This is a genomic window from Herbaspirillum sp. LeCh32-8, from assembly GCF_017814915.1.
Lineage (GTDB): Bacteria > Pseudomonadota > Gammaproteobacteria > Burkholderiales > Burkholderiaceae_D > Herbaspirillum.
Map to the genome: position 1 here is coordinate 212,705 of NZ_JAGIPZ010000002.1, position 13,632 is coordinate 226,336.

At 64.2% G+C, this 13,632-nt stretch carries 9 protein-coding genes; 2 read left to right on the top strand and 7 right to left on the bottom strand.

Annotation, left to right across the window (positions count from 1 at the left end):
• Positions 1-165 precede the first annotated feature (165 nt).
• Positions 166-3,624, top strand: a complete 3,459-nt coding sequence (dnaE, locus tag J8I26_RS06110; RefSeq protein ID WP_209605177.1) for a DNA polymerase III subunit alpha — start codon at positions 166-168, stop codon at positions 3,622-3,624.
• Positions 3,625-3,661: 37 nt separating this feature from the next.
• On the top strand, positions 3,662-4,918 hold the full coding sequence (locus tag J8I26_RS06115; RefSeq protein ID WP_209605179.1) for an O-antigen ligase family protein: 1,257 nt from the start codon (positions 3,662-3,664) through the stop codon (positions 4,916-4,918).
• Positions 4,919-4,988: 70 nt separating this feature from the next.
• Here J8I26_RS06115 and J8I26_RS06120 read toward each other — a convergent pair whose 3' ends face one another.
• The 7 genes from J8I26_RS06120 to J8I26_RS06150 form a co-directional block, all read right to left on the bottom strand.
• Positions 4,989-6,017 carry a glycosyltransferase family 9 protein gene (locus tag J8I26_RS06120; protein WP_348635285.1) on the bottom strand — a complete coding sequence of 343 codons (1,029 nt, stop codon included), beginning with the start codon at positions 6,015-6,017 and terminating at the stop codon, positions 4,989-4,991.
• A gap of 276 nt (positions 6,018-6,293) precedes the next feature.
• A complete protein-coding gene (locus J8I26_RS06125; RefSeq protein ID WP_209605181.1) occupies positions 6,294-7,280 on the bottom strand; it encodes a glycosyltransferase in 987 nt (328 codons plus the stop codon).
• Positions 7,277-8,377, bottom strand: a complete 1,101-nt coding sequence (locus J8I26_RS06130) for a glycosyltransferase family 9 protein (protein ID WP_209605183.1) — start codon at positions 8,375-8,377, stop codon at positions 7,277-7,279. Before J8I26_RS06130 ends, J8I26_RS06125 begins: the two co-directional genes overlap by 4 nt.
• 13 nt (positions 8,378-8,390) lie before the next feature.
• Positions 8,391-10,127: a lipid A export permease/ATP-binding protein MsbA gene (gene msbA / locus J8I26_RS06135; protein ID WP_209605185.1), complete on the bottom strand. Its 1,737-nt coding sequence runs from the start codon at positions 10,125-10,127 to the stop codon at positions 8,391-8,393.
• 59 nt (positions 10,128-10,186) lie between these two features.
• A complete protein-coding gene (locus tag J8I26_RS06140; RefSeq protein WP_209605187.1) occupies positions 10,187-11,416 on the bottom strand; it encodes an O-antigen ligase family protein in 1,230 nt (409 codons plus the stop codon).
• A gap of 137 nt (positions 11,417-11,553) precedes the next feature.
• A complete protein-coding gene (gene rng / locus J8I26_RS06145; RefSeq protein WP_209605189.1) occupies positions 11,554-13,017 on the bottom strand; it encodes a ribonuclease G in 1,464 nt (487 codons plus the stop codon).
• Entirely contained in the window at positions 13,014-13,628 is a 615-nt protein-coding gene (locus J8I26_RS06150; protein WP_209605191.1) for a Maf family protein, read from the bottom strand. Before J8I26_RS06150 ends, rng begins: the two co-directional genes overlap by 4 nt.
• Between the last annotated feature and the right edge of the window lie 4 nt (positions 13,629-13,632).

Genomic DNA, 13,632 nt, shown 5'->3' on the forward strand with positions numbered 1-13,632 from the left:
ATACGTGCGAGGGGTGTTGCCGCAGCTATTTGCCGCATCCCTGATGCAGATCAAGCGGGCTTGCCGCGGGGTATGGCGGCGGTCGCGCCGGGCGTCGTCGGTCGCTCGTAAAAAGCGGGCAAACCGGGGCCGGCCGGATTCCAACCTCCGGTAAAATGTGACCCTATGACTACACCGCAATTCGTACACCTCCGGATGCACTCGGAGTACTCCATCGTCGACGGCCTGGTGCGTATCGACGACATCGTCAAGGCCGCCGCCAAGGATGGCCAGGCCGCCCTGGCCATCACCGACCTGGCCAACCTGTTCTGCATGGTGCGCTTCTACAAGGAAGCCCGCGGCAAGGGCGTCAAGCCCATCGCCGGCTGCGACCTGTGGATCACCAATGACGCCGACCGCGAGAAGCCGTTCCGCCTCCTGGTGCTGATCAAGAGCCGCCACGGCTACCTGCAGCTGTGCGAGTTGCTGTCCGAGGCCTGGCTCAACAACCAGTACAAGGGCCGCGCCGAAGTGCGCATGGAATGGCTGGACGCGCTGCGCCACCAGGAAGGCGGCAACGGCCTGATCGCGTTGTCGGGCGCCTCGCAGGGCGACATCGGCCAGGCCATCGACAACGGCAACATGGCGCTGGCAGAAGAATGCGCCAAGCGTTGGGCGGCGATTTTCCCGGGCTCGTTCTATCTCGAGCTGCAGCGCGCCGGCCAGGCCAACATGGAAGTCCAGGTGCGCCAGACCGTAGCGCTGGGCGCCAAGCTGGGCCTGCCCAGCGTGGCCACGCACCCGATCCAGTTTCAGAGCGCCGAAGAATTCATCGCCCACGAGGCGCGCACCTGTATCGCCGAAGGCGAGATCATGGCCAACGCGCGCCGCGTGCGCCGCTTCAACGACCAGCAATACTTCAAGTCGCAGGCCGAGATGGCCGAGCTGTTCGCCGACCTGCCGGGCGCCATTGCCAACAGCGTGGAAATCGCCAAGCGCTGCAACCTGGTGCTGCAGCTGGGCAAGCCGCAGCTGCCGGACTTCCCCACGCCGGACGGCATGACCATCGACGACTTCCTGGTGGCCCAGACCAAGGCCGGCCTGGAAGACCGCCTGAAGCACCTGTTCCCCGACGAGGCCGAGCGCGAGAAGCAGCGCCCGCGCTATGAGGCGCGTCTGGAGTTCGAGAACAACACCATCATCAAGATGAAGTTCCCGGGCTACTTCCTGATCGTGGCCGACTTCATCCAGTGGGCCAAGAACAACGGCGTGCCGGTCGGCCCGGGACGGGGTTCCGGCGCCGGCTCGCTGGTGGCGTATTGCCTGTTGATTACCGACCTGGACCCGCTGCGCTACAACCTGCTGTTCGAGCGCTTCCTGAACCCCGAGCGGGTATCGATGCCCGACTTCGACATCGACTTTTGCCAGGAAGGCCGCGACCGCGTCATCCAGTACGTGAAAGATCGCTACGGCAAGGAGGCGGTCTCGCAGATCGCCACCTTCGGCACCATGGCCGCCAAGGGCGCGGTGCGCGACGTGGGTCGCGTGTTGGACCTCGGCTACAACTTCTGCGACGGCATCTCCAAGCTGATCCCGTTCAAGCCCGGCAAACTGGTGACGCTGGCCGACGCCATCGAGGAAGAGCCGCTCCTGAAGGAGCGGCTCGAGAACGAAGAAGAAGTGAAGCAGCTGATGGGCCTGGCCCAGCAGGTCGAAGGCATCGCCCGCAACATCGGCATGCACGCGGGCGGCGTGCTGATCGCCCCCGGCAAGCTGACCGATTTCTGCCCGCTCTACACCCAGGGCGGCGACGCCGGCGTGGTGTCGCAGTACGACAAGGATGACGTGGAGGCGGTCGGCCTGGTGAAGTTCGACTTCCTGGGCCTGACCACGCTGACCATCCTCGACCGCGCGGTGCGCTACATCCGCATGCTCGATCCGGCCAATGCCAACTTCGAGCTGGAGACGCTGCCGCTGAACGACCGCCCGTCCTACGAGCTGCTGACCAAGGCCAAGACGGTCGCCGTGTTCCAGCTTGAAAGCCGCGGCATGCAGGGCATGCTGAAGGACGCGCGTCCCGACCGCTTCGAGGACATCATCGCGCTGGTGGCCTTGTATCGCCCGGGCCCGATGGATCTGATTCCCGACTTCTGCAAGCGCAAGCACGGCGAAGCCTTCGACTATCCCGACCCGCGTACCGAGGGCATCCTCTCCGAGACCTACGGCATCATGGTGTATCAGGAGCAGGTGATGCAGATGGCGCAGGTGATCGGCGGCTACTCGCTGGGCGGCGCCGACTTGCTGCGCCGCGCGATGGGCAAGAAGAAGGCCGAGGAAATGGCCAAGCACCGCGAGCTGTTCCGCGAGGGCGCGGCCAAGAACGGCCTGTCCACCGAGAAGGCCGACGAGATCTTCGACTTGATGGAAAAGTTCGCCGGCTACGGCTTCAACAAGTCGCACGCCGCCGCCTACGCGCTGCTGTCGTACTACACGGCCTACCTCAAGGCCCACCATCCCGCCGCGTTCATGGCCGCCAACTTGTCGCTGGCCATGGAAGACACCGACAAGGTCAAGATCCTGATCGAGGATTCGCTCGACATCTGCAAGCTGACCATCCTGCCGCCGGACATCAACCAGTCCGACTACCGCTTCATGCCGGTCGGCGAGCCCGGCAAGAAGGCCACGCAGGTGCGCTACGGCCTGGGCGCGGTCAAGGGCGCCGGCCAGAATGCGATTGAATCCATCATCGAAGCGCGCAAGAGCGGCCCGTTCAAGGACCTGTTCGACTTCGCCAAGCGCGTCGACAAGAAACAGATCAACCGCCGCACCATCGACTCGCTGATCCGCGCCGGCGCCTTCGACTGCTTCAAGGTCGACCGCGCGGTGCTGCAGGCCTCAGTCAACCTGGCCTGGGAAAGCGCCGAGCAGGCCGAGAAATCGGCCAACCAGGTCAGCCTCTTCGGCGGCGACGACAGCGACCTCGAAGCGCCCCTGGAATACGTGCAGGTGCCGCCGTGGAGCGACAAGCAGCGCCTGACCGAAGAGAAGGGTGCACTCGGCTTCTACCTCTCGGGTCACCTGTTCTCGGCCTACGAAAAGGAAGTGCGGCGCTTCGTGCGCACCAAGATCTCCAACCTCGAACCCTCGCGCGAGCCGCGCAGCCTGGCCGGCATCATCACCGGCGTACGGGTGCAGATGACCCAGCGCGGCAAGCTGGTGATCTGCACGCTGGACGACGGCACCGGCATCATCGAGGCCAGCATCTACAACGAGGTGTTCGAGCCGTTCAAGAGCATCATCAAGGAAGACGAGCTGCTGGTGGTGCAGGGGCGCGTCTCGGAAGACCGCTTCAACGGCGGCCTGCGCGTGTCCGTCGAGAAGGTCATGGACCTGGGCGCGGCGCGCATCCAGTATGGCGTGCGCATGGTGGTCTCGATCAACAAGGCGGTCGACGCCAACCTGCTGCGCGACACCTTGTCATCGCACCGCCAGGACCAGGGCCTGCCGTTCGTGATGCGCTACCTGCAGCCGGACGCCGGCTGTGAGGTAGTGCTGGGCGACGCCTGGCGCGTCAATCCCAGCGACAGCCTGCAGAGTTCGCTGGTGGCGTCGTTCGGCAAGGAAGCCGTTGTGGTGGAGTATTGATGTTCTCGACAGCGATGGCCGCAGTGGGGGCTGACACTTGAGCAAGTCGTTCCTCAACGGGGGCATCGCCTTGTTGCTGCTGCTGTTCTCCACGCTGGCGCTGATCGTCCCTGATCTGTCCAACGCCTGCCTGTTCCTGCTGGTGCTGTGCGGCGCGGCCAGCCTGCTGATGCCGGCGTCTCCTCAAGCGCTCCCGCGCGCCGTCGTGTGGCGGCGTTACTGGCCGCTCCTTCTTGCGCTGGCGCTGCCGGCCCTTGCCGTACTGCTGCATCAGGTCGGGGCCGGCGACTACAACGGACGCGACTACGACCGTCCGTTGCGCCTGGCCATGTTCCTCTTCGTTTTCCTGGCGGTGCGCCGGTTGCCCGCCGGGCGGCTGGACTGGTTGCCGTGGGCCTGGACGTTGGCCGCGGTGCTTGCCTGCGGCAAGGCCTGGATCGTCACCGACGGCGGCAGCATCCCCAATACCGGCAGCCTGGGCTTCGTGCCGGGCGTGGTGTTTTCCAATGTGGCGCTGCTGTTGGGCGTGTGGCTGCTGTTGTCGTTGCGCCTCGGTCAAAGTCGCTGGCTGCTGGTGTGCAAGCTGATCGGCATCGTCGCCGCCTGTTACGTGACCTTCATGATCAAGACCCGGGGCACCTGGCTGGCGTTGCCGTTCTTTGCAGTTTTCTTCGTGTGGTACCTGCGGTCGCTGAAAGCTTGGCAAAAAGCCGCGATCCTGCTGATTCCGCTGGTGCTGCTGGGCGCCGGCGCCATGCGCAGCGACGCCGTCGGCGAACGTCTGGCCGGCGTGCGCAACGATTTGACGGCGTATGCCGATGGCGGCAATCGCGACACCTCGGTCGGCCAGCGGCTGGAAATCTGGCGCGCCTCCTGGCTCATGTTCCGTGAGCAGCCCTTGTGGGGCGTGGGACGGCAACAGTTCAAACCGGAGCTCTACCGTCTGGCAGGGGAAGGAAAGGTCAGCGCGTCGATTGTCGAGCTGCCGCATGCGCACAACGGCTTGATGTTCCAGATGGCCTTGTGGGGCAGCGGCGGATTGATCGCCTGGATGCTGGTCTACCTGGCGCCGATGGTCTATTTCGCGCGTGCGCTGCGGCACGCCGACGACGTGGTGCGGACATGGGCCGCCATGGGCATGTGCCTGTGCATCGGCTTCATGGTGTTCGACATGACCGACGTCATGTTCTTCTGGGTCATCCTGAATGGCTTCTACGCAATCAGCCTGGCGATCTTCCTGACGGCCATCGACCACCGCAAGGCGGCCTTGCCGGCTGACCCGTCCGGCGTCTGAGCGCCGCAAGCCATTGGCCGGCGACGGCTGCCTTCACGAATTCACGAACACGCCGACGGCGATATCCGCGCTAGTGCAGCAGGGCGGCGTTTTGCGCCGTGGGCTGCGTGTGCGCGGCGCTTTCGTTCGCTTTTTCTTGCGACCACTGCAGCACGATCTGCGCCGTTTGTTCGGGAGAAATCTCCTTCATGCAATTGCAGGTGCGGCTGGTATTGGTGGCGCACTCGGCGCACGCGTGGTTGCTGCAGAGGTTGACCGAATGCTCGCCCAGCGCCGCCCAGCGACCCGGATGCATGGGCCGCGTGGGCGGAAACAGGCCGATGGTGTGTTTTCCCAGCGCGCCGGAAAGATGCAAGGGACCGGTTCCGCTGGCAATCAGCGCATCGCTCTCGTTGATGAACACGGCCAATTGTTCCAGGCTGAAACGACCGCACACATCGGTGACGTTGGGCTGCGCCAGCAATGACGCCGCATTGGCGCGCAGCCATTCGCCCTCCGCCGCGCTGCCGGTCAGCCAGATCCTGATGCGATGATCCGTCGCCAGCAGTCGCGCCAGCTGCTCGAAATGCTCGACCGGCCATTCCCTCCCATGACCGTTCGAGCGCGGATGAAAAATCAGGTTGAAATGCTCGCCGCAAAGCAGGGAGCTCATTCCCTGGTCCGGCGTCGGCAGGTCGAAGTGCTGATAGTGGGAGACTTCCTCCAGCGTCGGTATGGCGTCGTCGCCGAAGGGTTTGAGGAATTCGAAATTGATCTGCGCTTCATGATGATCCGTCAGGCGCTTGCTGAATCGGACCCATCGGTTGCAGAACAGCATCAGGTAGAGCTTCTGTCGCGCATTGCCGATCCGGTTGCGGATGCCCGCGCGAAAGGCCGCATGCACCAGCATCCGGTTGGGTTGGGCGAAGATGACCGTGTCGATGTCGGAGTTTTTGAAGAAGGCCACCGGATCCTGCTCGATGTCTTCCAGCACGACGACCTCATCGATGCAACTGCTGAGCTTGGCGACATCGGCCACGTAGCTGCGGCAGAGCAGGCTGATCCGGGCGCCGGGGTTCAGTTCATGCAGCCGTTGCGCCATCGGCAGGGTCAGCACCACATCGCCGATGTTGTCGGTGCGGCAGATCAGGATATGCGAGCTACTGATGAGTTTGCGGTGCGATGCCATGACCTGTCTTCCTTTTGGAGTCTCTGGGGATCCAATATGGAGAGAGGCGAAGCGGCTTCGGTTCCGGGGAAGGCGATAAGTTTGTGTAAAAGCAGGTAGGGACGGTGCGGTGCGTCTCGTCGATTGCGAGCCGGAGGGGATTTTGTCGGGCGACGGCGACACGGGCAAGACCGCCTCATTATCGCCTCGCCCGGCGTGGCCGCGATGTTACTTCGATGCGCGCTTGCCCAGATAACGCAGATACCAGCGCAGGCTTTCCAGCGGCTTGCCCTGGCGGTACATGAAGCGCGAATGCATGCGCAGCTCCTTGGTGTTGCGTGGTTCCGTATCCAGCGACATGTCGGCCCAGGGCGAGATGTCGAGGTAGCGGCGGAACAGCTCGCAGGCTTCATGGCGGCTCCACGCGGCCCATGGCTTCACGGCGCCGGCGAAGTGCACGAAGATGGCTTTGCCGACCGGCTTCAAGGCGAACTTGTTGACGTTCAGGTCGTGAATCAGGTCGTACAGATAGTTCCACTTCGGCGAGACGTAGCGCGCGCGGCCGTTGAGCACGATGTTGAGCGCGTCCTGGTCGTTGAAGCGCATGTCGGTCTTGCTGGTCAGCAGGGTGTCGAGCGTCTTGGCCGTGATGTCCTCGGCCAGCCATTTCTCGATGTTGATGAAGAACACGCCGCCGTTGAAGTACTCGTTGTGCTTCAGTCCCAATGCGGCCACCCGGCGCTGCAGCGTGACCGGCGCATCCGGCACGACGACCGCGATGTCGCTGGAGATGTCCATGTCCACCAGCTCGTCGAGCTTGTTGAAGCAGAGGATGTCGGCGTCCAGATAGAGCACGCGGTCGGTCACGCCGCGCAGCACGGTGGGGATCACCAGGCGCGTGAAGATGGACAGCGAATAGTGGGAGTGGCCGATGAAGTGCGAGAACTGGGTGAACGAAGACAGGTCCAGCAGGTGCAGTTCGGTCTTGACGCGGTACATCTGCTCCAGTTGCTTCAAGCGGCGCTGGTGGTCTTCGGACACCTCGAAGGCCAGCACGTGGAACGTGAAGTGCTGCCCGGGGTTGTTGGCGACGATGGAGGCGATGGTGCCGCCCATGGCGCGGAAGTAATTGTTGTCGACGCAGAACGCGATATGGAAGGAGGGCTTGCCGTTGGACGGCTGGGCCATGATTTCTGCTGTGGTCGGGACCTTCATCGGATGGCTTCCATGACTTGTTCTACGGATACCGCCTTGACCCAGTCGCGACGGTGCGGTGCGGTGATGACCGTGCTGTTGGCGCGGTCGATCGGCACCCATTCGGGATTCTTCTGGCGCATCAGCGCAATCACCGGCACATGCACCGCATTGGCCAGGTGCATCACGGCGGTCTCCACCGAGATGATCAGGTCGCAGCGTTCCAGCACGGCCGGCAACTGGAAGAAGTTGTCTTCGGCGCTGAACAGTTCGGTGCGCTGCAGGCCGTAGCGGCCGATCACCTCACGCGCATTGGCCAGCTCCTGCGGCACGGCATTGACGATGAAGCAGGCGTCCTGCCAGCCGGGGCGGGCCTGCATGGCCTGCACCAGCGCGGCGACATGCTCCAGCGGCCAGCAGCGCTTCCTGGTCTTGGCGTAGGGGTTGATGAACACCAGCTTGCCGGTGCGCGGGGCGAAATTCCAGGCGGCCAGTTTCTCTTCGGCGTATTGCCGCCACTGCGGCGGGATCTCCACGAAGGGGAAGCGCGCGGCTTCGCTGACTTCCAGCCCGCTCAGCTGGCCGAACCAGTGCGCGTAGACGTCGCTGATGTGGTGCTCCTGGCCGCTCGCCTGATACGGCGGCACGGCCGCGTCCAGCTTGCGGTAGGCCAGCAGGTGGTGCGGCTCGAAGAACTTGACCTTCTTCTTCATGCCGATCACCAGCCCCTGCGGGCTGATCTCGCGCGCCAGGCCGGCATACAGGTGCGGGCGCAGCGTCGCCAGCGAGACCACGATGGGATAGTGCTCGCGGCGCGCCTCGTCAATCGATGCGCGGTACAGCTCCGGGCTGTAGGTCTGGTTGTAGACCTTGGCGAAGAAGGGGCAGGCCGCGGTCCAGTCGTACAGCGAATATTTTTTCAGGTGCGGCCACTGGGCGGCGTCGGCGGTGCGGCGTACTTCATCCACCCACAGGTGCACCTTGAGATGCGGGTTCTGCTCGGCGAAGGCCTTGAAGAAATTTTGCAGGTAGGTGAAGTCGCCCAGCGCCAGGTGGGCGATGAAGAGGATCTTGTCCGACTTCTTCAGCAGGTCCGTTGGGATCAGTGTGGTTTGCATGCCGGTGTGCGGGTCAGGCTTCTTTTTGTTGGGAGAACTGCAGGCGATACAGGTTGGCGTACACGCCTTCCCGGGCCAGCAGTTCCTGGTGGCTGCCGATCTCGGCGATCTGGCCGTGCGCCAGCACCACGATGCGGTCGGCGCGTTCGATGGTCGACAGGCGGTGCGCGATCACGAAGGTGGTGCGGCCCTGCATCAGGCGATCCAGCGCGGCCTGCACCGCGCGCTCGGACTCGGTATCCAGCGCCGAGGTGGCCTCGTCCAGGATCAGGATGGGCGCGTCCTTGTAGATCGCGCGGGCGATCGCCACGCGCTGGCGCTGGCCGCCCGACAGGCGCGAGCCGTTATCGCCGATGCGGGTCTGCAGGCCGTCCGGCAGGCCCTGTACGACGTCGCCCAGGTGCGCCGCTTCCACTGCGGCGGCGATGCGCGCCGGGTCCGGGGTGTGCTCGCCGTAGGCGATGTTGGCGGCCAGGGTGTCGTCGAACAGCACGGTGTTCTGGTTCACCATGGCGATCTGCTGGCGCAGGCTGTAGAGCGAGATCGATTCGATGGGGCGCTCGTCCAGCAGGATCTGTCCCTGCGTGGCGGAGTAGAAACCGGGGATCAGGCTCACCAGCGTCGATTTTCCGCCGCCGGACATGCCGACAAAAGCGATGGTCTCGCCGGCCTCGACATTCAGGTTGATGCCTTGCAGCGCCGTTTTTTCCTGGCCCGGATAGGTGAAGCCGACATCCTCGAACTTCAGGCGCCCCTGGGCGCGCGCCGTCAGGGCTTGGCCGGTGCTGCGTTCGATTTCCTTGTCGATCAGCTTGTAGACTTCTTCGGCCGCCGCCATGCCGCGCTGCAGCGGCCCGTTGACTTCGGCCAGCTGCTTGAGCGGCGTCAGCAGCATCAGCATGGCCGTGATGAAGGACACAAAGCCGCCCACCGTGATCTGCCCGTTGCCCGACTGGATCAGCGCCATCACGATCACGATGGCGACCGCGCAAGCGGTCATCAGCTGGGTGATCGGTACGGTGGAGGAGAACGCCGCGGTCATGCGCATGGTGTAGCGGCGCAGGTTCTCGGCGCGCTCGTGGAAGCGGGTCTTCTCGTAGTCCTGGCCGCCGAAGATCTTGATGACCTGCTGGGCGCGGGTGGTTTCTTCGATGACCTGGGTCAGTTCGGCATTGACGGCCAGCGAGTCGCGGTTGAGTTTCTTCAGGCGCTTGCCGGTGCTGCGCACCACGATGGTCACCAGCGGCAGCAGCACCAGCGTGACGATGGTCAGCGCCCAGTTCAGGTACAGCAGCCAGGCCAGCAGGCCCACCACGGTCAGGGCCGAACGCACGATGGAGGTGAACACCTTGGTCACCATGTCGATGATCTGCTGTACCTCGAACATCATGGAGTTGATGACCTTGCCCACGGTGTTGTTGGCGTAGAAATGGATGGGCAGGTCCAGCATGCGCGCAAACATCTGGCGTCGCAATTCGTTCAGTACGCGGGTCGATACCCAGGTCATCATGTACGAGCTGGTGAAGGTGGCGATGCCGCGGATGAAGAAGATGCCGATCACCGCCGCCGGCACCAGCCACAGCGAAAAGGCCGGCTTGCCGACGAAACCCTTGTCCAGCAGCAGCTGGAAGATGTAGGGCACCACCGGCTCGGTGGCGGCCGTGACGATCATGCCCAGGAAGGCCAGCGCCAGGCGTTTGCGGTAGGGCCAGTGCAGGGCGGCCAGGCGCTTCATATTGGGAGGCAACATCCTCGCTCCTTGTTTGCTGCGGGGCGACGATGCCGGTGCATCGGCGCCCAAGTGTATGGTTAGGCGAAAGTCGTCGGGTGGGCCGGGGTCGTGCGCACCTTGGCCCACAGGATCGCCATCAGGAAGGCCAGGATCATGACGCCGTTGTTGTGCGTCAGGAAGGCCTGGGTCAGGCCGAACATCATGTAGCTGACCACCAGCAGGATGCCGGCCAGCGCGTACTTGCGCGGGCCTTCGCCGTCGCGCAAATGGCGCGCGAACAGCACCAGCGGTACGCCGTACAGGATGAAGACGGCCAGCAGGCCAGGGATGCCGCGCTTGACCAGCGCGTCCAGGTATTCGTTATGCAGGTGCGAGTGATCCAGCACGCCCGGAGAGGCCAGGCCTTGCTCCACCAGTTGCGCCTTATGGTCCATCAGGCCCTTCTTGCCCCAGCCAGTCAGCAGGTGGCCGGAAAGCATGCCGACGCCGACGCGCCACATTTCCAGGCGCGCGCCGACCGAGGTCTCGGCGACCTCGGCGTTGTTCTTGTGCATGTAGTTGCTGGTTTCGGAGACGGCAAGCTCGATGCGCGCCTTGAAGCCGGTCTGCGGCACCGCCCACAGCACGACCAGTGCGGCGATCAGCACGATGGCGGCGTTGCGCACCAGGGCGCCGGTATGGCGGCGCGACGCCAGGACCACGGCCAGCACCACGCAGGCGGGCAGGGCCATCCAGCTGCCGCGGCTGCCGCTGATGAACGAGGCGGCCAGGCCGGTGATGGTGCCCAGCAGCAACAACAGCGTCCATGCCATCGCGCGCTGCTGATGCCGGGCCCACGCCAGGCCGCAGGCGCAGGTGGTCGCCAGGACCAGCGCGATGTTGCCGTACTGGATGGGGTTGGTGCTGCCGCCCGGGCGTTCGATATGGCCCACGCGCAGTTGCCACAAGCTGAGGACGATGGCGCCGATCCCGCCCAGGGCCAGTCCGGCCCAGAATGCGCTTGCGCGCGGCGGATAGGCGAGCAGCAACAGCAGCGCCGGGATGGCCAGCACGAAGCGCAGGTGCTGGTCGTATTCGTTGCCGGCCGCATGATGCAGCACATTGAGCAGCGTGTTGATCAGGAAGTACAACGCAAAGGCCAGCATCAGGGCCTTGTCCTCGCCACTGAGGCTAAACCGGGCGGCATTGCGCCTGAGCAGGCACAAGGCGCCGAGGACCAACATGACGGCGCCCAGCGAGAAGCCGCTCGGCACGATCAGGGCGATGGCCGAAAACAGCAGGACCGCCAGCGATGTATAGAAGGACATGGAGTGCAAGTCGGGAGGGCCGGCCGTGCGGCCACCTCTCGGGAGTGAGAAAACCCAGCATTTTAATGCATGGCACGCCCGGCGGCGGCGGCTTTACCCCGAATTCGTTGTCCGCCGCCGTCATCTTGCCCGGATGGCTACATCAGGATGATGTCGTACTGCTCCTGCTGGTAATCGCTCTGCACCTGCAGCGAAATCGGCTTGCCGATGAAATCCCCCAGCATCGCCAGGTGCTGCGACTCTTCTTCCAGGAACATGTCCACCACCACCTGCGAGGCCAGGATGCGGAATTCGCGCGGGTTGAACTGCTTGGCCTCGCGCATCACTTCACGCAGGATCTCGTAGCATACCGTGCGCGAGGTCTTGACCTGGCCGCGGCCCTTGCAAGCGGGGCAGGTCTCGCACAGGATGTGGGCCAGCGACTCGCGGGTGCGCTTGCGCGTCATTTCCACCAGGCCCAGCGTCGAGAAACCCGACACCGAGATCTTGGTGCGGTCGCGATGCAGCGCCTTGCCCAGCTCGGCCAGCACCGCGTTGCGGTGCTCGGTGCTCTCCATGTCGATGAAGTCGAGGATGATGATACCGCCCAGGTTGCGCAGCCGCAGCTGGCGCGCGATGGCGTGCGCCGCCTCGAGGTTGGTCTTGAAGATGGTGTCGTCGAAGTTGCGGCCGTTGACGAAACTGCCGGTGTTGACGTCGATGGTGGTCATCGCCTCGGTCTGGTCGACGATCAGGTAGCCGCCCGATTTCAGGTCGACCCGCCGACCCAGCGCGCGTTCGATTTCCTCTTCCACGCCGTAGAGCTCGAACAGCGGGCGCTCGCCGCGGTAGTGCATCAGTCGCTGCAGCACCGACGGCGTATAGGTGGCGCCGAACTCCTGCAGCATGTGGAAGTTCTCGCGCGAGTCCACCTGGATGGTCGAGGTGTCGTCGCTGACGAAGTCGCGCAGCACCCGCTGGGCCAGCGAAAGATCCTGGTGCAGCAGGGTGGGGGCGGGATTGGTCTTGCTCTGCTTGACGATGGTGGACCAGGTCTTGCGCAGGTATTCCACGTCCATCTGCAGGTCGGAGTCGGACGCGTCCTCGGCCATGGTGCGGATGATGAAGCCGCCTTTTTCCTCGGGCGGCAGCAGCGCCTGCACCTTGCTGCGCAGCAGCTCGCGCTCGGCTTCGTTCTCGATGCGCTGCGAGATGCCGATGTGCTTGTCCTGCGGCAGGTAGACCAGCATGCGGCCGGCGATCGAGATCTGCGTCGACAGGCGCGCGCCCTTGGTGCCGATCGGATCCTTGATCACCTGTACGGTTACGGTCTGGCCGTCGTGCAGCAGTTTCTCGATGGGGATGGCCGGGGCGTTCTGGCCGTCATGCGGCCGCGCTTCCCAGATGTCGGCCACGTGCAGGAAGGCTGCGCGCTCCAGGCCGATGTCGATGAAGGCCGATTGCATGCCGGGCAGCACGCGCACTACCTTGCCCAGGTAAATGTTGCCCGCCAGGCCGCGCGAGAGCGTGCGCTCAATGTGCAGCTCTTGCACTGCGCCCTGCAGGACCAGCGCCACGCGTGTCTCCTGCGGGGTGATGTTGATCAGAATGTCTTCGCTCATAGGATCCGAACGCCCGCTTTTTGTAATAGTTGAGCCGTCTCGAACAGCGGCAACCCCATGATACCGGAATGGCTGCCCACGATATTGCTGATGAACATGGAGGCCAGGCCCTGGATGCCGTAGGCGCCGGCCTTGTCGTAGGGCTCGATGGTGTTGCAGTAGGCTTGGATGGCCTCGTCGGTCAGGTCGGCGAAGCTGACGTCGGACTGCTGGGTGATCTGCCAGATCTCGGTTTCCACACCCATGGTGAGTCCCACGGCGACACTGGTCAGCACCTGGTGGGTACGGCCGGACAGGCGCGAGATCATCTGCACCGCTTCATCGTGATCGGCCGGCTTGCCCAGGATCAGGTGGTCGATCACCACCGTGGTGTCGGCCGACAGCAACGGGCGGTGCGGCAACTGGCGCAGGATCATGGTCTGCTGCGCGCTGTGCAGTTTGTCGCGGGTGACGCGCGCGACGTAGTCCAGCGGGCCTTCGTTGGGCAACACGCTTTCGTCGACTTCCTTTTCCGAGAGCAGCAGTTCGAAATCGATGCCGATCTGGCGCAGCAGCTCACGCCGGCGCGGGCTCTTGGAAGCCAGGTAGATCTTCTGTTCCGCTTGTTTCATGGGC

Coding starts and splice junctions, on each gene's coding strand:
- dnaE (WP_209605177.1), top strand. CDS start 166: ATGACTACACCGCAATTCGTACACCTCCGGATGCACTCGGAGTACTCC.
- J8I26_RS06125 (WP_209605181.1), bottom strand. CDS start 7,280: ATGAAGGTCCCGACCACAGCAGAAATCATGGCCCAGCCGTCCAACGGC.
- J8I26_RS06130 (WP_209605183.1), bottom strand. CDS start 8,377: ATGCAAACCACACTGATCCCAACGGACCTGCTGAAGAAGTCGGACAAG.
- msbA (WP_209605185.1), bottom strand. CDS start 10,127: ATGTTGCCTCCCAATATGAAGCGCCTGGCCGCCCTGCACTGGCCCTAC.
- J8I26_RS06140 (WP_209605187.1), bottom strand. CDS start 11,416: ATGTCCTTCTATACATCGCTGGCGGTCCTGCTGTTTTCGGCCATCGCC.
- rng (WP_209605189.1), bottom strand. CDS start 13,017: ATGAGCGAAGACATTCTGATCAACATCACCCCGCAGGAGACACGCGTG.
- J8I26_RS06150 (WP_209605191.1), bottom strand. CDS start 13,628: ATGAAACAAGCGGAACAGAAGATCTACCTGGCTTCCAAGAGCCCGCGC.